Source organism: Portibacter lacus, from assembly GCF_021533215.1.
GTDB classification, from domain to species: Bacteria; Bacteroidota; Bacteroidia; order Chitinophagales; family Saprospiraceae; genus Portibacter; species Portibacter lacus.
This window is the reverse complement of the sequence record NZ_JAJNKA010000019.1, coordinates 1-19,765: the sequence shown is the minus strand read 5'-3', so window position 1 is coordinate 19,765 and position 19,765 is coordinate 1. Positions and strand designations below refer to the sequence as shown.

The window sequence follows — 19,765 nt, the reverse complement described above, 5'->3', positions numbered from 1 at the left end:
TCAATTCAGCACTAGATAACCCACTTTAAATAAAAAAGCTTTGAAAAACATGATGTTCTTCAAAGCTTTTTTTTTATTTAAAAGATCGTTATTAAGACTTACTCACTTTAATAACTGCCATCACACCGTCATTTAATTCATCCTCTTCTCCTTCCAGACTTTCTACTAATTCAATTGCATCTGCTAACGTCTCCGCCTTGATATAAGCACCATGTCCTTCGATCACACTGCTTAACACTTCTGATCCAGCAATACCGATATTTATTCGATCGGTAACATTGAAATCAGATGATTTTCTCATATTCTGAACTCTGTTTACAATCTCTCGTGCTAATCCTTCTAATCCTAGAGCCTCTGTAATCGTTACATCTAAAGCAACGACCAAGTCTCTGTCATTAGCGACTTGCCATCCTGGAATATCTTCTGAAACAATTTCGAAATCCTCAAGCGTCAAATCATATTGATCTTCACCGATCGAAAGCAAATAAGCATTTTCCGACTCTATCTTCGCAATATCTTCTTGACCTAATGCCATGATTATAGCACCTCCAGCTTTCATATTCTTTCCCAACTTACGTCCAAGAGTCTTGAAATTAGGTTTGATTTTCTTTTTGATAACTCCGTCCGTATCTGTAATGTATTCGATTTCTTTTACATTGACCTCTGCCAATATTAAATCTTTAACCGCTTCTACTTGCGCTTTAAAACCTTCATTTAAGACAGGAAGTAAAATTTTTTGTAAAGGCTGACGAACCCTGATCTTCTCTTTCTTTCTAAGAGACAATACCAACGAAGAAATTCGTTGAGCATAATCCATTCTTTCTTCTAATTCCAGATCTATTAATTCATCAGAAGCTTGTGGGAAATCCGCTAAGTGAACAGATGGATGTGACTCCAATCCACTAACTTCATTCAAGTTCTTGTACAACCAATCCGCAAAGAATGGAGATATAGGACTCATTAATTTTGTGATCGCAATCAAACATTCATACAATGTCTGATAAGCTGCAATCTTATCTGATTCGTATTCACCTTTCCAGTAACGTCTTCTACATAATCGAACATACCAGTTACTCAGGTGGTTCTCTACAAAATCCTGAATAGCTCTACCTGCTTTAGTCGGTTCATAATCCGCAAAAGATTCGTCTACGAATTTAATCGTTGAATTCAATTTTGAAATTACCCATCGATCGATCTCCGTTCTATCTTCCATCGGAATAGAAGTCTCCGCATAAGAGAACTTATCTATATTGGCATATAAACTAAAGAATGAATACGTATTATATAATGTTCCGAAAAACTTTCTTTTTACCTCATCAATCCCTGCAATATCAAATTTCAAATTGTCCCACGGATTCGCATTGGTCATCATGTACCATCTAGGTGCATCTGCTCCATGCTGGCTTAAGGTCTCGAATGGATCAACTGAATTGCCTAATCTCTTCGACATTTTCTGTCCATTCTTATCTAAGACTAATCCTGTAGAAACTACATTCTTAAATGCATAGCTATCCTTAATCATTGTACTAATGGCGTGCAATGAATAAAACCAGCCTCTCGTCTGATCCACTCCTTCAGAAATAAAATCCGCTGGGAAATTCTTATTGAAAACTTCTTCATTTTCGAACGGATAGTGCCACTGAGCATAAGGCATCGAACCACTATCAAACCATACATCGATCAGGTCTAATTCTCTTACCATTCTTTCTCCGCTATCTGACACAAGAATCACGTCATCTATAAATGGTCTATGCAGGTCTTTAGGAGCAACTTGAGACAACCCAAGTTTTTCATTCGCTTTTTCAATTTCTGCATTAAGTTGTGCAATAGAACCTATCATTTTCTCCTGCTCTCCATCTTCCGTTCTCCAGATCGGCAATGGAATCCCCCAGAATCTAGATCTTGATAAATTCCAATCTTGAAGATTTTCCAACCATGATCCAAAACGTCCAGATCCTGTATGATCAGGCTTCCAATTAATCTGCTTATTTAGTTCAGCCATTCTTTCCTTCTTGGCTGAAGCTTTTACAAACCAAGAATCTAATGGATAATACAAAATCGGCTTATCTGTTCTCCAGCAATGAGGATAATTATGCTCATATCTAGCAACATTAAAAGCCTTATTTTCCATTTTTAGATGTATCGAAAGATCTACATCAACATTGACATAATCAGGATCATCCTTATAATTCTTCACATATCTTCCAGAAAATTCTCCGACAGAATCAATGAATTTCCCTTGCTTGTCTACTAATGTTAGAGTTCCAAGTCCATTATTAATCCCTACTCTTCTATCATCTGCACCAAAAGATGGCGCTGTATGAACAATTCCCGTTCCATCTTCAGTTGTAACAAAATCTCCAAGTATCACTTTAAACGCATCCGTTCCACCATTCAATTCTTCAATTTCATTCCCGAAATCTAAAAGCTGCTCATATCGAATTCCTTCTAACTCAACTCCTTTAAAAGAAGGCGATTGCTCGATGATCGTTGGCTGATTGTTACCGCCGAACCACTTACCTACTAGCTCTTTCGCTAAGATGACACTCACAGGAACATCAGTATAAGGACTCATACACTTCACCTTCACATAGTCTATCTTCGCTCCTACGGTTAATCCTGTATTAGAAGGCAGTGTCCATGGTGTCGTCGTCCAAGCAATAATTCTTACGTCCTCATCTTCTTCCTCGAAAAAAGTAGCCGACTTTTCATCCTTTTCAACTTTGAACATTGCTACAGCAGAAGTATCCTTGACATTCTGATAACAACCTGGCAAGTTTAATTCGTGCGTACTTAATCCCGTTCCAGCAGCTGGCGAATAAGGCTGAATAGTATACCCTTTATATATAAGGCCTTTATTATATAATTCTGAAAGAATATTCCAGACTGATTCTATGTAATTATTTTCAAAGGTGATGTATGGCTTATCTAGATCTACCCAGTAACCCATCTTCACTGTGAGGTCATCCCACTGATCTTTGAATTGCATAACGGTTTCACGGCAAAGTCGATTATACTCTTCCACTGTAATCTTAGTACCGATATCTTCTTTCGTGATCCCTAAATTACTTTCCACTTTTAATTCTACAGGCAGTCCGTGTGTATCCCATCCACCTTTTCGATCTACTCTTTTCCCTTTCATGGTCTGAAACCTACAAAATAGATCCTTCACTGTCCGAGCCATTACATGGTGAATACCAGGCTTTCCATTTGCAGAAGGAGGACCTTCATAAAAAACAAAGGTGTTATTTTCGTCTTTTTCGTCAATACTTCTCTTAAAAATTCCTTCTTTTTCCCAGAATTCAAGTATCTCTTGATCGATCGCTGGCAAGTTTAAGCCCTTATATTCCCTGTACAATGTCATATCCTATAAAAAATTTGAGGCGCAAAGATACTAAATTGATTAACGAATGAAGATTAACGAAAAGCGATTTTTTGATTTAGAATTCTAGAACTTTCAATTTTATGGAATAAGAAACCAATTATAACTTAGGAAAGCATCTAATTAGGAATTTTTCATTATTCTTGTAACACAAACATTAGCTTATGGCATATTTACTTGGAATTGATTTAGGCGGCACTAAAATAGAGGGCGTTGTTATAAAAGAGGGGAATTTTTTAGATGTCGTTGCTCGGAAAAGAGTCCCCACTGAAAAGGAAAAGGGATATGAACATATCAAGCAGAATATTAAAAATCTTGTCCGTGCACTAGAAGAAGAAGTGGATTATACTTTTGAGAAAATAGGGATAGGAACACCTGGGTCTATCGATGCGAAAACAGGTTTGCTTAAGAATTCGAACGCAACCTGTGTAAATGGCAAACCTTTCCAAAAGGAATTATCCGAAGAAATGGGTAAAGATGTACGAATGGCTAATGATGCAAATTGTTTCGCCATGGCTGAAACGATGCTTGGTTCGGTTCAAGAACATGCGCCTGATGCGAAAGTGGTTTTCGGTGTAATTATGGGAACTGGTGTAGGTGGCGGAATCGTCATCAATGGTCAGATTCTAAATGGACTCCACGGAATAGGAGGAGAATGGGGTCACATGCATCTAGATGATTCAGGTGGAATGTGTTACTGCGGAAATGTTGGGTGTGCAGAAACGGTGATATCCGGACCATTTACAGAGAAGTGGTACGAACAGATTTCTGGTAAAAAAATGGGATTGAAAGAGATTGTTCAACATTATCGAGCAGGTGATGATGTTCATGCGAAACTAACGATGGAAAGATTATTCGATCGTTTCGGAAGAGGAATTGCTAGTATTTTAAATTTTTTAGATCCAGATGTTGTCGTTCTCGGAGGCGGTGTAGGTAATGTAGATGAGTTATATACATTAGGCGTGGAAAAAGTAAAGGAGTACTTGTTTAATGATTACATGAACACCAAATTCTTAAGACCAAAGTTAGGCGACAGTGCTGGAGTCTATGGTGCAGCATTACTATAGAACGAAATCTATAATGAATTGTTAATGAGGTCATATTTCCAGAAATGAGCAGATGATAATTATAGGGTAATATTAATTTTTGCTATGTTAGACCTGCAATTGAAAAAGAAGTAAAATCATAATTTCAGTAAATATTAATATTAAATTTCGGGCAACTGATACAGACTAAAAACATAACATTTTCTTACCATTCGGATGCGAGTTTCGCTTTTCCAGATATCAGCTGTAACAATGGTGAGTCTTGTTTAATTTTAGGAAAATCAGGAGTGGGGAAGACAACACTACTTCATTTACTCGGCGGATTGATTAAACCTAAGACAGGAGAAATCATCATCGATGGTCAAGATATTACAAGTTTATCAAGTAAAAACATTGACCAATATAGAGGACAAAACATCGGCATCGTATTTCAAAAGCCTCATTTTATTGCATCTATTAACATTCTGTCTAACTTATTATTGACTCAAAAATTAGCTGGGCGAAAACAGGATAAAAATGAGATTCTAGCAATACTCGAAAACTTAGAAATCAAGCATCGGGCGTATGCTAAGCCTAATACTTTAAGTCAAGGAGAATTACAAAGAGCTTCTGTAGCACGAGCGGTATTGAATAAGCCTAAAGTGATCTTGGCGGATGAACCCACTTCTGCGCTAGACGATCAGTCATGCGAACAAGTTATTCAATTGCTTCAGAAGACTGCCGTAGATCTAGATGCAGCACTGCTTATCGTCACGCACGATGGTAGATTAAAAGATATTGTGAACCATCAAATTTTACTCGGATGAACAATTTGATGCTAACATGGAAAAATTTGCTTCACAGGCCATTAAATCTGCTCCTAAATGTGCTTTTATTCGCGCTAGGTGTAGGTTTAATTTCTTTATTAATTCAAGTTAATACGCAGCTGAAAGAACAGTTTGACCGAAATCAAGCTGAAATAGATATGGTTATCGGTGCGAAAGGGAGTCCTTTACAGATGATTCTTTGTAACATGTACCACATCGATAATCCAACTGGGAACATCGGTGTCGGCGAGGCGAAACCATTTTTAAATCCAAAGCATCCATATCTAAAAACAAATATCCCATTATCTCTAGGAGATAGTTATAGTCAATTCAGAATAGTTGGTACACTTCCTGGAATTTTGGATTTATATGCTGCATCTATCGAAACTGGAGAAATGTGGAAGGATGCATTCGATGTGGTGATCGGGAAAGCAGTAGCAGAAACTGCTGGACTTAAAGTAGGATCTGAATTTGATAGTTCACATGGCTTCAATGATGATGATGGCATGACCCATGAACACGATACAAAGTTTAAAGTCGTCGGAATATTAGAAGCAACTGGTTCGGTCATCGACCAACTTATCCTAACCAGTCCGAATACGATATGGGAAGTACACGAGCACGATCATTCTGCTGAAAAAATGGACAATATTCTAACAGCAGAACAACTGATGCAATATGAAGACAAGGAGATAACATCCATTCTTGTCCAGTTTAAAAGTCGAAAAAGTATCCCTGCATTGAATATGCCAAGAGCTATTAACAGCAATACAGATATGATGGCCGCTAGTCCAGTATATGAGATTAATCGGCTGTACTCTATGATTGGTATCGGTGTCGAAACACTAAGGTATCTTGCTCTGATATTAATTATTGTTTCTGCATTAAGCATTTTCATTTCACTATTTAATTCTTTAAAGGAAAGAAAATACGAACTCGCTGTCATGAGGGTACTTGGCTCTGGCCGTACAAGGTTATTCAGCCTTATTCTCATGGAAGGATTACTAATTGCTATTATCGGAACAATCTTAGGACTAGCCATTGCACACATCGGAATGTATTTCGTTGCGAATGGAATGGAAGGAAGTTACAAGTATAGCTTTTCAGGTCTTAGATTTTTCAAGGAGGAAGCATACTTAGCACTAGGGGCACTAGCCATAGGTATTCTAGCTGCAGTCATTCCAGCGATTAAAGCTGCCAAGACGAACATTCATGAAACCTTGAATGGCTAAAAATTCTAAATTTTATCTCAATTTAACTTTCCTACATTATACATATTGTATAATTACAAATATGTGATTATCGATTTTAGTATTTATGCCCATAGTTGAGCGGCCTACATTTGAATAAATAAAAACCTATTCAAATGAAAAATCAATTCATTCTTATTGTAATTTTAATTGCTAGTTTATCTACTATCAATTTAAAAGCACAGAATTCTACCTCTTTTCCGAAATTAGCCATCGGTTTATCACCTTCTTCTATCATCAATTTATATTCAGGCTTCCAAGCAAGTTTGGACATTAGAATAAATGATAAACTTAATTCAGCAAATGAATTCACCTATGTTCTTGGCTTATTCGACAGTCCCGGCTTCAGAGCTAAGTCTGGTCTTCAATACTACATAACTGACTTCAAGCGAGGATTCCTGACTCTAGGACCTAATCTAATGTATCAAAGAGTTACAACAGACGTTTTCTTTTATCATCCGATGACCTTTTCTGGGAGAGCCAATGATCTCAAAATTGATTTTAAACAAAATCGGATTGCGGCTGATGCGCTTGGTTCTGTAAGATTTAATCTGACTAAGAAAATATATATGGAATTCGGCCTTGGGGCTGGAATTCATTATACCACTAATAAAGTCGTTGAATCAACTGCACATAACTTAAAGAGTTTGCTAGCAGAAGCACCTGATTTGAAATTCGAAGAAGTGAGCAACAATTCCACTTTCGGTCTGTTAACCAGTTTCAATCTTAATATTTCTGTAGTTATAGAGGAGTAATTAACAAGCTAAAAAAGTTGCTTCCGAGCTAGATTTTAAGTAGTAGAAATTCATAATATAGTTACCTAATTCCTTTGGGACTTCGAGCTTTGCCGCGAAGTCCTAATTTTATTTTAACAACTGTCCTTAGATCAATTAAATCACTCCTAATTCCTTTCCAACTTTAGTAAAGGCCGCGATGGCTTTATGAATATCTTCTTCTTCATGTCCAGCTGAAATCTGAACCCTAATTCTTGCCTTGCCTTTAGGAACCACCGGAAAAAAGAACCCAATTACATAGATTCCTTCGTCTAACAACTTCGCCGCGAAATCTTGGGACAACTTGGCATCATATAACATAACTGGCACAATCGGATGAACGCCAGGAATAATATCAAATCCAGCGTCATTCATCCCCTTTCTGAATATCTGAGTATTGTGTTCTAATTTATCTCTAAGTGCTGTAGACTTAGACAAAACATCCAAAACTTTAATGGAAGCACCTACTATAGAAGGCATCAGCGTATTCGAGAACAAATATGGTCTTGATTTCTGACGTAACATCTGTACGATCTCTTTTGAAGCAGCCGTGAATCCGCCAGACGCCCCGCCCAGTGCTTTCCCAAATGTTCCTGTAATGATATCCACCCTTCCCATTGCACCGCAATATTCATGTGTTCCACGTCCAGTTTTTCCGGTAAATCCAGTTGAATGGCAATCATCAAGCATTACTAATGCTCCATATTTATCCGCAAGGTCACAAATCTTATCCACTTGAGCTATGACACCATCCATAGAAAACACGCCATCCGTTGCGATCATTATTCTTCGTGCACCTTGAGCTTCTTTCAATTTCTCCTCCAGATCCGCCATATTATTGCTATCATATCTGAATCTTTTCGCTTTACACAATCTGATCCCATCGATGATAGAAGCATGATTCAAGGAATCCGAAATGATTGCATCTTCTGCTCCTAACAATGGTTCGAACAAACCACCATTCGCATCGAATGCTGCTGCATACAAAATCGCATCTTCCATCCCTAGAAATTCAGCAATCTTAGATTCTAGTTCCTTGTGAATATCTTGAGTACCACAAATAAAACGAACCGATGACATTCCAAAACCGTGACTATCGATCGCCTCCTTAGAAGCTTGAATCACGTCCGCATTAGAGGATAAACCTAAGTAATTATTCGCACAAAAATTTAGAACTTTCCCTGCTTCATCAGTCTCAATTTTTGAGGATTGCGGCGTAGTAATGATTCTTTCCTCCTTGTACAATCCAGCTTCTCTGATTTCATTAAGTTCTTGGGCTAGCTGTTCGTTTATTTTATTCATCGTTTCTCTTTTATAAAAATTGACCTAAATCTACTTTGTTAAATTCTTAATCATATCTTCCGTCATCTTCGTTATATCAAACTCATTCTCCCAATTCCAATCTGCTCTAGCACTTGAATCATCTATACTTTCCGACCAGGAAGCAGCGATATCTTGTCTGAAATCTGGCTTATAACTTACTTCAAAATTCGGATAATGCTTTCGTATTTCCTCCACTAATTCAACAGGGCTAAATGACATCGCTGCAAGATTATAGCTCGTTCTCACTCTAATGTCTTTCGCATCCGTTTCCATCAGTTCCGTTGTTGCGCGAATGGCATCTGGCATATACATCATAGGTAATTTTGTATCTGCCTTTAGAAAACACTCATAGGGCTCACCCTTGATAGCTGCGTGAAACATTTCCACTGCATAATCTGTAGTTCCACCTTGAGGAATGCTTTGGTAACCAATGATTCCTGGATATCTCACCGATCTAGCATCCACTCCATACTTTAAGTTGTAGTAGTTACACCAAAGCTCACCCGCCACCTTACTCATTCCATAAACGGTTTCAGGTTCCAGCGAAACGTGCTGAGGTGTATTCTTCCTAAGTGTTGTCGGTCCATAGACAGCAATCGTAGAAGGAAAAAAGACCTTGTTCAATTTTAAATCGACCGCTATATCCAATATACTTAGCAAACCGTTAAGGTTCACCTCCCAAGTCTTCTGGGGATTTAATTCGCCACTTGCAGATAGGATGGCTGCCAAGTGATATATCTGTGTAATCTTATAATCTCCTATATATTCTTTTAGCCGCACCTTATTTAAGATATCGATAAAATCGAAAGGCTCATTTTTAATTTTTGGCTCTGTAATGTCTGTGGCTATTACATTTTCTTTTCCGTGAATATCGCGCAAGGCCTTCGTTAATGCCGTGCCAATCTGGCCATTCGCACCAGTAAGCAATATCTTTTTTTCTTTCATAGAATAAATCTACTATGAATAAATTTATAGCCAAGAAAATCTTAAGTATTTTTAGCAAATGAATTTGAATCAAATCACAGTCCCTTCTCTAGATCTCAATGTATCCATACCATTCTATGAGCAACTCGGGTTAAAATTAATTGTCAAAGCACTACCCCACTATGCTCGATTTGAATGCCCCGATGGCCAAGCTACTTTTTCTTTACATGAAGTAAAAGAGCTACCGAAAGGCGATGGAATATACGTTTATTTCGAATGTAAAGCATTAGATGAATACGTGAATGAGCTTTCTAATAGTGGAATCCAATTCGATGAAATGCCGAATGACAAATCGTGGCTGTGGCGAGAGGCGAGGTTAAAAGATCCAGATGGCAACCAATTAATTCTTTACTTTGCGGGTGAAAACAGATTAAATCCACCTTGGAGAATTTAGACATGATTAACAGTAGCGCGATTAAATATTATTTTAGTCTCCAGCTCAAGCGATTTTCTCGAAAAGCTGCCGATTATGAAATTCCAACAATCGTCCTTGTCGTTCTAATTCTAGCTGCCTTTATTCTGGCTTCGGTTTTCTTATTTTACAAATCACCAATGGCAAAGTGGATCTACCCTTTCGCTGGTGCGTATGCAACTCAGTATTTCTCGGACAAGCAAGTACAATCGATCTTTACTACAAAACAATCTTTTATTCTTAATCTGGTGTCCAAATTACTGATAGCTACTCCTTTCATGGGATTTCTTATCTATAAGATGGAATGGCTATCACTGGTCATTTTATTTTTATTGACCATCATAATGGCATTTGTTCCTCAGGGTAGGAATGTCAATTTTAAAGTACCCACACCATTCCGTTCTCGTCCCTTCGAATTTATAATAGGTTTTCGCCGATCTTACATATTCGTGTTACTTGCGTATTTTTTAATCTTCAAAGGAATCCAAGTTGGAAATGAAAATCTTGCTTTTGCCTCCTTTAGTTTTCTTTTTTTATTGTCTATGTCTTACTTCTTTATACCCGAAAATGAATACTTCGTATGGATCAATAGTAAAACTCCTCATCAATTTTTAATGGTAAAAATCAAGACTGCAATCATTAACGTTTCAGTTCTCACGATCCTACCTTCCCTTGTATTGCTGATCTTTTATACTACATTATGGTATGTTGTCCCGATCATATATGCCGTCGGATACCTTTATCTTATTACGATAATACTAGGAAAGTACGCTGCTTTTCCGAATGAAATAAGCATACCACAATCTATAATTATTCTCATTTCTATGATTTGCCCGCCAATAATGATCTTCACGCTACCTTCATTTTATAAACGGGCAATCCAAAAATTAAATCCGATCCTAGCATGTTAGAAATTATAGATATTAAAAAATCATTTGGGAAAAAAGAAGTATTAAAAGGTATTTCCTTGACTTTCGAAAAGGGAAATGTTTATGGAATCGTTGGTAAAAACGGTGCAGGGAAAACAACACTCTTCAGGGGAATCGCTGGGCTAGAAACGTGTCATGGAAAATTGAACTCTGAATTTGATATTTTGAAGAATCACCTTGGTTTTCTTCCCACGAATCCTATTTTCATGAGCAAAATTACGGGCTGGGAATATTTAAAACTCTTCAGCCTTGCGCGTAATGTTAAAGAAGATGATTTCGAAGAGCAGAATATATTCGAGCTTCCTTTATCCGATTATGCGGAACATTACTCCACTGGGATGAAGAAAAAGCTGGCCTTAATGGCAATCCTTCTCCAGCAAAATGATATCTACATTCTGGATGAGCCTTTTAATGGAGTGGACATTCAGAGTAATCTTATTATTAATGACATTATTCAGAAACTAAAGAATCTGGGAAAAATTGTTATTATTTCATCTCATATCTTTTCTACCTTAGCAGACAACTGTGATCAGATTCATTTGCTAAGAGAGGGCATTATTGTAAAAAGTGCTGAAAAGGCTGAATTCCAATCGGTGGAAGACGAGATGATTACAGATATCATCGGAGATAAAACTAGTAACCTAAGATTAAAATAATTGTATGAGCATATTCAAAATTCTAGTATTTGTAATGCTGGGAAATATCGTCTTCGGCCAAGATATGGGTCATAATAAAAGCAAAAATCCGATCATACTGGGTGAAGCTATTGAACTACAGTCGGATATTTTAAATGAATCTAGGACACTAAATATATACTTACCTGCTGGATATGATGAAAAGAATGCCGAAACATATCCGGTAATTTACTTATTGGATGGAGGTTTAGATGAAGATTTTATACACATCGTCGGACTAGTTCAATTTGCATCATTCTCGTGGATCAATATGATTCCACCTACTATTGTGGTGGGTATAAAAAATGTAGATAGGAAAAAAGATTTCACCTTCCCTACGACCATTGCTGCAGATCTAGTAGATTTTCCTACGACTGGCTTTTCCGAAAACTTTATCAGTTTTATAGAACAAGAAGTACAACCATACATACAGACGAACTATAACACCTCAGGATACAAAACCATTATAGGACAGTCTTTGGGCGGCCTTTTGGCGACTGAAATTCTATTTAAGAAACCCGATCTCTTCGATCGATATATCATAGTGAGTCCTAGTCTATGGTGGGATAATCAATCTTTGTTAAAAATCAAACGAAAACCGATAGCTAATAAATCCATATTCGTTGCCGTAGGGAAAGAAGGAAAGATCATGAAAAATGATGCTAAAGCATTATATAAAAGCTTAAAGCCACTTAAGAATATAGGATTTAAGTATCTCAAGGAGCAAGACCACGGAGATGCATTACACTTAGCTGTTTATGCTGCATTTGAAAAATTTAAAAAATGATGAAGTTTTTTCTAATTATATTTTTTTCGGTCATAAGTCTACATGCTAAATCTGAAAAACTAAAATTAGGCGTTGTGGGCCTTACTCACACCCATGTGCACTGGATATTAGGCTACCCAGAAAATGAGGATTTTGAAGTAGTAGGATATGTAGAACCCAATCTTGAATTAGCTACTAGATATGCAAATCAGTATAACATTTCTTTAGATCTAGTCTATTCAACATTGGAGGAAATGCTAGCAGTTCAGAAGGTCGATGCAGTTGCGGCATTTGGGACAATCTATGACCATTTAGCAGTTGTGCAAGAATGTGCACCTAGGGGCATCCATGTTATGGTCGAAAAACCATTAGCGGTTAATCTGAACCACGCTAAGAAAATGGCCGCATTGGCTAAGAAACACAATGTACATTTAATTACGAATTACGAGACAACATGGTATCCTTCTAATATTAAGGCCAATGAACTTTTAAAAGCTGGCAAGATCGGTGACCTAAGAAAAATTATTGTGAATGATGGACATCGAGGTCCCAAAAAGATTGGTGTCAATGAAGAGTTTCTAGAATGGTTAACGGATCCAATAGACAATGGAGGTGGAGCAATTACGGATTTCGGATGCTACGGTGCGAACCTTTCGACTTGGATTCACAACGGAAAGAAACCATTATCGGTTACGGCAAATACGCAGCAATTACAGAAAGAGAACAATCCTAAAGTGGACGATGAAGCAATTATTATTTTGGATTATGGAAGTTCTAATGCCATTCTTCAACCATCTTGGAACTGGCCTATCGGAAGAAAAGACATGGAGATATATGGTTTAACTGGGGCCATTTTTGCAGATAATAAAAATGATCTACGAATTAGAATAGCAGAAGGTTATGACGGCTATTCTGAGGAAAAAATAAAATTAGAGGACCGAAAGTATCCTTATGCCGATCCATTTACATTTTTTGCTGGAGTCATAAATGGGACCATTGAGGTAAAGCCATTTGATCTATCATCTATTGAAAACAACATTATCGTAATTGAGATATTGGATGCTGCCAGAAAAAGTGCAAAAACAGGTAAAAGGGTATATTTAAAATAAAAAGCAATAACGAAAAAGAGGCTATTCCATGAAATGAAATAACCTCTTATATATTTTCTTCGTTTGTTAACGATACTAGTCTACTTCTACACCTACTAATTCAGGTCCAACTAAAACTCTACCACAGTGTTCGCAAGCAATAATTTTCTTACTGTTTCCAATTTCTATGATCACCTGAGGTGGGATTCTATTAAAACAACCTCCACATGCTTCTCTAGCTACTACTGCTACAGCGATACCGTTTTTATATCTAGATCTGATCTTATCGTAAGATTTTAATAATCTCTCTTCGATCTTCTTTCTGATCTTATCTGCTTCTTTCTGAAGTTTAGCTTCTTCTTTTTCAGTCTTCGCGATAATCTTCTCAAGCTCTACTTTCTTAACTTCTAAGTCTTTATTCTTTCCTTCGAATCTCAATTTAGAAGCATCAACCGTTTCTTTCTTAGCTACAAGCTTAACAGCGATTTCTTTAATTTTCTTTTGAGAAAGCAAAATTTCAAGTTTCTGAAGCTCGATTTCTTTATTCAAAGCATCAAACTCTCGATTATTCTTAACACTTTCTAGTTGCTTCTCATATTTTTCAATAAGTACTTCACTATCTTTAATGTTTCCATTGTGTCTAGAAATCTCAGTTTCTAACTCATCTACTGCTTCTACATTTCTAGCGATTCTCTTTTCAAGACCAACTATATCATCTTCTAAATCTCCAACTTCCATAGGAAGTGCTCCTTTCAAAATCCCAATTTCATCGATTTTACTATCAATCGTCTGAAGCTTATATAAGTCCTGTAATTTCTCTGCTACAGTTAGTTCTTTTGTACTTGCCATTTCTTATTTTTAATAATAATTAACTGGATTGGTGTTCACTTTTGTGCAACGGGCTGCAAAGTTACTAAATTTATTTGTAATTAGATCATATAAAAGATTGATTGTGAACTGCTCGCTCTCAAAATGTCCAATGTCTATGATAACAATCTTACTATCTGCATCGAAAAACTCATGATACTTAAAGTCAGATGTTATAAACGCATCAGCTCCACAACGAATTGCAGCACTTAAAAGAAACGACCCCGAACCGCCGCATATTGCAACTTTCTTAATGGTTTGATCTAATAAAGCGGTATGTTTCACCACTTTTAACTCCATGCTTTTCTTCAAATGATCCAGAAAATCAATTTCACTCATCTCATTTTGCAAAATTCCAGTAACACCTGATCCTACTTTTCCATTTTCATCTAATTCGGGCTTAATCGAGAGGATTCCTGTATCTTTCAGGCCTATTTTCTCTGCAATTTTTCCATTTACTCCATTTTCTAATACATTATCTAAATTAGTATGAATGGCATAGATGGCGATATCATTTTTAATCGCCTTTGCTACAGTTCGATCTACATAATGACCATGAAACTTCTTTATCCCTCTGAAAATAATCGGATGATGACTAACGATCACATTGCATCCATTCGCTATGGCGTCATCAATTACGGCCTCCGTAAGATCTAGACTGATCAAAACACCCTCTACACTTGCGTCAGGGTCGCCGTATATCAATCCTGCATTATCATAACTCTCTTGAAAATGCAATGGCGCAATTTCTTCCAGATAGGTTGTTAATTCAAGAATAGTAGTCATGAATATTTCTTTATAATTTCTTCGATGATATTGGTTGTAGAAGCTCCATCCCTAAAACTGAGCATTTCTACGCTTCCTCCTATAGACTGGACAAATTCTGCACCAACAATTTCATGGAGCTGGTAATCCCCTCCTTTTACAAGAATATCTGGCTTGATGCTTTGAATCAAGTTCATAGGTGTGTCTTCTGAAAAAGGAATCACCATGTCTACCATCTGCAGGCCACTTAGCATTTCCATTCTTTCTATGAGTGGCACGATCGGCCTTTTTGTGCCTTTTAATCTTTTGACTGAATCATCATCATTCACGCCTACTATCAGGAAGTCTCCTAAATTCCTTGCTTCATTAAGATATTGTAAATGTCCTGAATGGAGGATATCGAAACAACCATTGGTAAAAACAATTTTAGCTGGCTCAGAAAAACATTGACCTAAAAAAGTCAAAGCCTCATCTAGATCAGTTTGTATTTTGTGTAGATAATTCCCCTTCATAATTCTTATTCAATAAAGGTAACAATATGTAAGCAAGAAGCCCAAAGAATACATTACAGAACAACTGAATGGTGAAAAATATAATATTGGCATATGAAAAACTATCTGCTTGTTCCACACCGTAAATTGCTAGCCCAGCCATAATTAATGCGTGATAAGAACCCATTCCTCCTGGAGATGGAAAAACAATCCCCAAGGTCCCAAAGACAAATACCATTAGACCAGCTACTAAACTTAATCCAGCTGTAGGTTCAAATGCGTAAAAGCACAATCTCGTCATCAAAAAATACATCACCCATATGAATACCGTGTGCAGGATAAAGAGTGATGGTCTTTCTAAATTGAAAATCGACTTTATACCCTCCATCAGCCCATGAACTAAACCAAATACTTTAACTCCTAATTTAGATTTCTTAAACCAAGCACTTCTAATTAAGAGAATTCCTGATACCGCAAAAATGAGGATCAAAATATAAAAAAGAGGACTAGTCAATATAGGCATCACTTTATCAAGGATCGCTTGATTTTCTAAGATATAACTCCACAATCTATCGTATTCTAGTAGTAAAGCTAAACCTATAAAGAGTAATAACATGATGACATCCAGTGCTCTCTCAGCTACAATAGTCCCGACAACCTTCTCAACACTTATTTTCTCATATCTTGATAAGGCAACTGGCCTTAACACTTCTCCAAGTCTAGGTAATCCTAAGTTGGCAAAGTAGCCGATCATCAAGGTTCCTAGGGCGTTTTTAAATTTTACGGTATGTCCCAGTGGCTTGAACATCATCATCCACCTAGCGGCGCGACTAATATTAGAAGCCATGTACATTAGGATTACTAAAAGTAACCATGCAATTTTCACGGATCGAAAATCGGTCATGATTTTCTGAAAATAATTACAATCATCAGAAGGAATACCATCTATCAAGCATTGCTCTGCAAATGCATTCGCTTGACTTCGATATAATAAATAGAGAATGATCCCACCTGAGGCGAAGAACACTAAAAACTTTAAAAAAGCCTTTACTTTATCGCCCAAATCGGTTTAGTTTACAGAATTATTTTCATCAGGGAAAACAGTGACAGGACTATAATTCTTAGCCTCTTCAGGTGTCATAAGTGCATAAGAAATGATGATGACCACATCTCCTACTTCAGCCTTTCTTGCTGCAGCACCATTAAGACAAAGAACACCGCTCCCTCTTTCTCCTTTAATCACATAGGTTTCTATTCGTTCACCATTATTGTTGTTAACGATTTGAACCTTCTCTCCTTCATAGAAGTTAGCAGCTTCCATTAATGCTTCATCAATGGTGATGCTCCCTACATAATTCAGGTTAGCCTCAGTTATCCGAGCTCTGTGTATTTTAGACTTGTGTATTGTTAATAGCATATTGCGTGCAAAATTATAAAATTAGAATCACTTTAATGAATAATTTTTTAGGGTTAAAAGTTCAAATCCTAAAACAAAGTCTCGTATTATCTTTTGGTTACCTCTAATTTAATAGCTCTAAAACCAGAAACTTTACTTTTCATGTTTTAAAATTATGTTATCTATCAAGCGAATTTCACCTGCCCACACCGCTGTACAAGCCACTATATAATCCGAGTCTTCATAGGAAGTTACCCGCTGTAAGTTATTGCCATCGACGATCGAAAAATACTCTGGCTTGAAATCCGGGATGGTCATCCGATGAGTAGCATATTCTTTTATTTCTGAAAATGGCTTCTTTTTTATTTTTCTCTTTACCGCAATCATGGTTTTGCGAATAATACTTGCCCTTTCTCGGATGCTTGGAACAAGTCGTTCATTTCTCGAACTCATCGCAAGCCCATGATCTTCTCTTTTTATTTTGCAAACCACCAGTTCTACAGGCATTTTCAATTCATTTATCATATGCTGAATGATCGTGAATTGCTGAAAGTCCTTCTGCCCCATATATAATTGATCTGGCTTCACAATATCTAAAAGTCGCTTTACAACTTGCACAACGCCATCGAAATGTCCTGGTCTGTGAGCGCCTTCCATTACGGTAAATAAGTTTCCAAAATCGACATGAACTGCTGTGTCTAAATCGCTAGGGTATACTTCTTTCACACTCGGCATATATAAAATATCCGTTTCTAAAGACGTCAGTAACTTACTATCGGCCTCATATGTTCTGGGATACTTCTTGAGATCGCTGGGGTCATTAAACTGTGTAGGATTCACAAATATCGAACAGACAGTGATGTCAGATTTCCTTTTTGACTTTCTAATTAAGGAGGCGTGACCATCATGAAGTGCTCCTAAAGTTGGTACAAATCCTATTGTTTTTCCTGCTGCTCTTAAGGCTTCGATGCGCTGATTAAGCGCTAAGTTCGTTTCTATTAATTCCAATTTCTATCTTTTTCCATACCATTCAGCGATGGTCTTTTCTGCTAATTTACCCTGTGGAGAGTAATCTTTATTGTAAAAATCTTTTCTATTCGGTCTCATTTCAGGATACCACTTCCAGAAAAAACCGCCAGCCCACCAATCTTCATCCCAAAAAGTAGAAAAAAGGCAATGGAAAGCGTCAGCTTGAGCTTTTTGATTCTGATTGTGTTTATCTCGTTCTTTCTCTAAAATCCACGTTTTCCCTGCGCAGCCATCTACACTAAGGTATCCAAATTCTGTAAAGATGATTTTTTTCTTATGTTTATTGGCAAATCGCTCAAGTTCTTTCACGACTGGTTTCCATTCTTTTTTCAAGGTAGCATGAGAAGGTTCTTTTTCGTCTGTCAATGGGAAATATGCACTAATTCCTATATAATCTAGCTTATCCCAAATCGGCACATCTTTATATTCGTCCCAGTTACTCGAGTAAGTTAACGGCCCATCATAAACGGCTCTAATCTGATCAATTAGATGGTACCAATAATCAGAATTATCTTGCATTGCCTTTTTGAATTCTGTGCCAATGCAAAGCATATCGACTCCTTGCTCTTGGGCAATCCTAGCATATTGAAGGATATATTTCGAATAGGTTTCTTCCCATTCTTGCCAGTGTTTATCATTATCGAGCGTAAAATCTCCGATCCAGGATCCATGCATCCATATTTGTGGTTTGATCATCACCCGCAGACCACTTTCATGAGCTTTAGTAATGGTTTCCACTACGCCTTCTTCTCTTTCACCCCACCATTGTCTTTCCGAACCATGCGCTACTTTATGATCGTCTTTCGGTATGAAACCATAAGGAATAACTGCTATCCATTCTGCATTTACTGATTGAATATAAGGCATAGGGTTCTCACTAAACGGTCGAGGAGGTGCAACAAAAGTTAATCCTTTAATTTTGGGTTCTTTCTTAAAATCGTATTTCGCAACTGGACCTTCTACATCTTTTTCTTCTAGGTCAATGTTTATAAACGACGCCGCGAGAATACCTATTCCAAGCAATACAACTACAATTATATATATGAATAATCTTTTCAGGATTTCAATTTTAGGTAAAGGTATTTATTATAAAAATAACAAAACGTGTAGATATTCTAAATTATATTTTAAATCCTCTAAAAATCCAGCGCAAATACATATTCATATTATTATATTTTCATCATATTAAGGTGTTTATTGATATTATTATAAATATTTTATCTTTTTATTAAAATAATTTGCACAAAAGGTTTGTTTGGTTGTATATTTGTCATATCGAAAGCGATAACAATACAATGTGAGGTGATGAAATTGGCAGACATGCCCTCCTGTCTCGGGGGTGAAGACCAAGCGACAAACTGGTTTTAAAGTTTAGATTTTCTAAACTTTAGAGCTAAGCTAAGCTCTTCGTGGAGGTTCGAATCCTTCTCTCACAGCAAATTCATAAATAAAAGCGATATCTATTCATTTAGGTATCGCTTTTTTTTGTGGCAAGGTATAGATCGTCGAGCTGCAACGAAGTCTAGGGGTCGGCAAGCTTTTATCGAGCATGAATTATTCATTGAGAATAATAATTCACCTAAGCGATCTGACCATTGGAAAGCAAAATGACAAAAATCAGATTAGTGATTAGTGAATGAAAAGCTAATTTATTTTGCTAATGGATGGATATCCAGAAGCAACCTTTAGAGCTTAGATCAGCTCTTCGTGGAGGTTCGACCAACCCATCCAAAATCCGTTGGTTTTGGTCCCTTAACTAATGAGTGACTGCTGTCACTCATTTG

19 protein-coding genes are annotated in these 19,765 nt (G+C 37.0%); 9 read left to right on the top strand and 10 right to left on the bottom strand.

What is annotated here, in order from left to right; all coding sequences use genetic code 11:
• Positions 1-91: 91 nt before the first annotated feature.
• Entirely contained in the window at positions 92-3,364 is a 3,273-nt protein-coding gene (ileS, locus tag L2586_RS22385; RefSeq protein ID WP_235295199.1) for an isoleucine--tRNA ligase, read from the bottom strand.
• A gap of 182 nt (positions 3,365-3,546) precedes the next feature.
• Here ileS and L2586_RS22380 point away from each other — a divergent pair, with 182 nt between their 5' ends.
• The 4 genes from L2586_RS22380 (at position 3,547) to L2586_RS22365 (ending at position 7,239) form a co-directional block, all read left to right on the top strand.
• Positions 3,547-4,449: an ROK family protein gene (locus L2586_RS22380; protein WP_235295198.1), complete on the top strand. Its 903-nt coding sequence runs from the start codon at positions 3,547-3,549 to the stop codon at positions 4,447-4,449.
• Positions 4,450-4,580: 131 nt separating this feature from the next.
• Positions 4,581-5,234 (top strand): ABC transporter ATP-binding protein, encoded by a 654-nt coding sequence (locus L2586_RS22375; RefSeq protein WP_317218964.1) that lies wholly within the window; start codon positions 4,581-4,583, stop codon positions 5,232-5,234.
• Positions 5,231-6,466: an ABC transporter permease gene (locus tag L2586_RS22370; RefSeq protein WP_235295196.1), complete on the top strand. Its 1,236-nt coding sequence runs from the start codon at positions 5,231-5,233 to the stop codon at positions 6,464-6,466. Before L2586_RS22375 ends, L2586_RS22370 begins: the two co-directional genes overlap by 4 nt.
• Positions 6,467-6,600: 134 nt before the next feature.
• Positions 6,601-7,239, top strand: a complete 639-nt coding sequence (locus tag L2586_RS22365; protein ID WP_235295195.1) for a hypothetical protein — start codon at positions 6,601-6,603, stop codon at positions 7,237-7,239.
• Between the two features lie 135 nt (positions 7,240-7,374).
• Here the strand turns inward: L2586_RS22365 and kbl are convergent, their stop codons facing one another.
• Complete coding sequence (kbl, locus tag L2586_RS22360) at positions 7,375-8,559, bottom strand: glycine C-acetyltransferase (protein WP_235295194.1); 1,185 nt, start codon at positions 8,557-8,559, stop codon at positions 7,375-7,377.
• Positions 8,560-8,589: 30 nt separating this feature from the next.
• Positions 8,590-9,525: an NAD-dependent epimerase/dehydratase family protein gene (locus L2586_RS22355; RefSeq protein WP_235295193.1), complete on the bottom strand. Its 936-nt coding sequence runs from the start codon at positions 9,523-9,525 to the stop codon at positions 8,590-8,592.
• Between the two features lie 58 nt (positions 9,526-9,583).
• Here L2586_RS22355 and L2586_RS22350 point away from each other — a divergent pair, with 58 nt between their 5' ends.
• From L2586_RS22350 to L2586_RS22330, 5 genes are read left to right on the top strand one after another with little or no spacing between them, the layout of a single operon-like run.
• Positions 9,584-9,958, top strand: a complete 375-nt coding sequence (locus tag L2586_RS22350) for a VOC family protein (protein WP_235295192.1) — start codon at positions 9,584-9,586, stop codon at positions 9,956-9,958.
• A 2-nt stretch (positions 9,959-9,960) separates the two neighbouring features.
• Positions 9,961-10,887, top strand: a complete 927-nt coding sequence (locus L2586_RS22345; protein ID WP_235295191.1) for a hypothetical protein — start codon at positions 9,961-9,963, stop codon at positions 10,885-10,887.
• On the top strand, positions 10,881-11,561 hold the full coding sequence (locus L2586_RS22340; protein WP_235295190.1) for an ABC transporter ATP-binding protein: 681 nt from the start codon (positions 10,881-10,883) through the stop codon (positions 11,559-11,561). Before L2586_RS22345 ends, L2586_RS22340 begins: the two co-directional genes overlap by 7 nt.
• A 4-nt stretch (positions 11,562-11,565) precedes the next feature.
• The gene (locus L2586_RS22335; protein ID WP_235295189.1) at positions 11,566-12,366 is read left to right on the top strand and encodes an alpha/beta hydrolase; all 801 of its coding nucleotides are present in this window, start codon (positions 11,566-11,568) and stop codon (positions 12,364-12,366) included.
• Positions 12,366-13,454, top strand: a complete 1,089-nt coding sequence (locus tag L2586_RS22330; protein ID WP_394804429.1) for a Gfo/Idh/MocA family protein — start codon at positions 12,366-12,368, stop codon at positions 13,452-13,454. The genes L2586_RS22335 and L2586_RS22330 overlap by 1 nt, the downstream gene beginning before the upstream one ends.
• 75 nt (positions 13,455-13,529) lie before the next feature.
• Here L2586_RS22330 and L2586_RS22325 read toward each other — a convergent pair whose 3' ends face one another.
• The 7 genes from L2586_RS22325 to L2586_RS22295 all read right to left on the bottom strand — a co-directional run bounded on the left by L2586_RS22325 (position 13,530) and on the right by L2586_RS22295 (position 19,004).
• Complete coding sequence (locus L2586_RS22325) at positions 13,530-14,282, bottom strand: zinc ribbon domain-containing protein (RefSeq protein ID WP_235295187.1); 753 nt, start codon at positions 14,280-14,282, stop codon at positions 13,530-13,532.
• A 9-nt stretch (positions 14,283-14,291) separates the two neighbouring features.
• Positions 14,292-15,086, bottom strand: a complete 795-nt coding sequence (locus L2586_RS22320) for a Nif3-like dinuclear metal center hexameric protein (RefSeq protein ID WP_235295186.1) — start codon at positions 15,084-15,086, stop codon at positions 14,292-14,294.
• On the bottom strand, positions 15,083-15,577 hold the full coding sequence (gene rfaE2 / locus L2586_RS22315; RefSeq protein ID WP_235295185.1) for a D-glycero-beta-D-manno-heptose 1-phosphate adenylyltransferase: 495 nt from the start codon (positions 15,575-15,577) through the stop codon (positions 15,083-15,085). Before rfaE2 ends, L2586_RS22320 begins: the two co-directional genes overlap by 4 nt.
• Positions 15,543-16,619: a lysylphosphatidylglycerol synthase transmembrane domain-containing protein gene (locus tag L2586_RS22310; protein WP_235295184.1), complete on the bottom strand. Its 1,077-nt coding sequence runs from the start codon at positions 16,617-16,619 to the stop codon at positions 15,543-15,545. The genes rfaE2 and L2586_RS22310 overlap by 35 nt, the downstream gene beginning before the upstream one ends.
• Positions 16,620-16,625: 6 nt before the next feature.
• Entirely contained in the window at positions 16,626-16,973 is a 348-nt protein-coding gene (gene panD / locus L2586_RS22305; protein ID WP_235295183.1) for an aspartate 1-decarboxylase, read from the bottom strand.
• A gap of 132 nt (positions 16,974-17,105) precedes the next feature.
• Complete coding sequence (panC, locus tag L2586_RS22300; RefSeq protein WP_235295182.1) at positions 17,106-17,960, bottom strand: pantoate--beta-alanine ligase; 855 nt, start codon at positions 17,958-17,960, stop codon at positions 17,106-17,108.
• Positions 17,961-17,963: 3 nt separating this feature from the next.
• Positions 17,964-19,004, bottom strand: coding sequence for a glycoside hydrolase family 113 (locus tag L2586_RS22295; protein ID WP_235295181.1), 1,041 nt, complete (start codon positions 19,002-19,004; stop codon positions 17,964-17,966).
• Positions 19,005-19,765: the final 761 nt, after the last annotated feature.

What these genes read in the sequence shown, in the direction of transcription:
- L2586_RS22370 (WP_235295196.1), top strand. Translation starts at nt 5,231, where the DNA reads ATGAACAATTTGATGCTAACATGGAAAAATTTGCTTCACAGGCCATTA.
- kbl (WP_235295194.1), bottom strand. Translation starts at nt 8,559, where the DNA reads ATGAATAAAATAAACGAACAGCTAGCCCAAGAACTTAATGAAATCAGA.
- L2586_RS22325 (WP_235295187.1), bottom strand. Translation starts at nt 14,282, where the DNA reads ATGGCAAGTACAAAAGAACTAACTGTAGCAGAGAAATTACAGGACTTA.
- L2586_RS22320 (WP_235295186.1), bottom strand. Translation starts at nt 15,086, where the DNA reads ATGACTACTATTCTTGAATTAACAACCTATCTGGAAGAAATTGCGCCA.
- L2586_RS22365 (WP_235295195.1), top strand. Translation starts at nt 6,601, where the DNA reads ATGAAAAATCAATTCATTCTTATTGTAATTTTAATTGCTAGTTTATCT.
- L2586_RS22355 (WP_235295193.1), bottom strand. Translation starts at nt 9,525, where the DNA reads ATGAAAGAAAAAAAGATATTGCTTACTGGTGCGAATGGCCAGATTGGC.
- L2586_RS22345 (WP_235295191.1), top strand. Translation starts at nt 9,961, where the DNA reads ATGATTAACAGTAGCGCGATTAAATATTATTTTAGTCTCCAGCTCAAG.
- L2586_RS22350 (WP_235295192.1), top strand. Translation starts at nt 9,584, where the DNA reads ATGAATTTGAATCAAATCACAGTCCCTTCTCTAGATCTCAATGTATCC.
- L2586_RS22330 (WP_394804429.1), top strand. Translation starts at nt 12,366, where the DNA reads ATGAAGTTTTTTCTAATTATATTTTTTTCGGTCATAAGTCTACATGCT.
- ileS (WP_235295199.1), bottom strand. Translation starts at nt 3,364, where the DNA reads ATGACATTGTACAGGGAATATAAGGGCTTAAACTTGCCAGCGATCGAT.
- L2586_RS22340 (WP_235295190.1), top strand. Translation starts at nt 10,881, where the DNA reads ATGTTAGAAATTATAGATATTAAAAAATCATTTGGGAAAAAAGAAGTA.
- rfaE2 (WP_235295185.1), bottom strand. Translation starts at nt 15,577, where the DNA reads ATGAAGGGGAATTATCTACACAAAATACAAACTGATCTAGATGAGGCT.
- panD (WP_235295183.1), bottom strand. Translation starts at nt 16,973, where the DNA reads ATGCTATTAACAATACACAAGTCTAAAATACACAGAGCTCGGATAACT.
- L2586_RS22335 (WP_235295189.1), top strand. Translation starts at nt 11,566, where the DNA reads ATGAGCATATTCAAAATTCTAGTATTTGTAATGCTGGGAAATATCGTC.
- L2586_RS22380 (WP_235295198.1), top strand. Translation starts at nt 3,547, where the DNA reads ATGGCATATTTACTTGGAATTGATTTAGGCGGCACTAAAATAGAGGGC.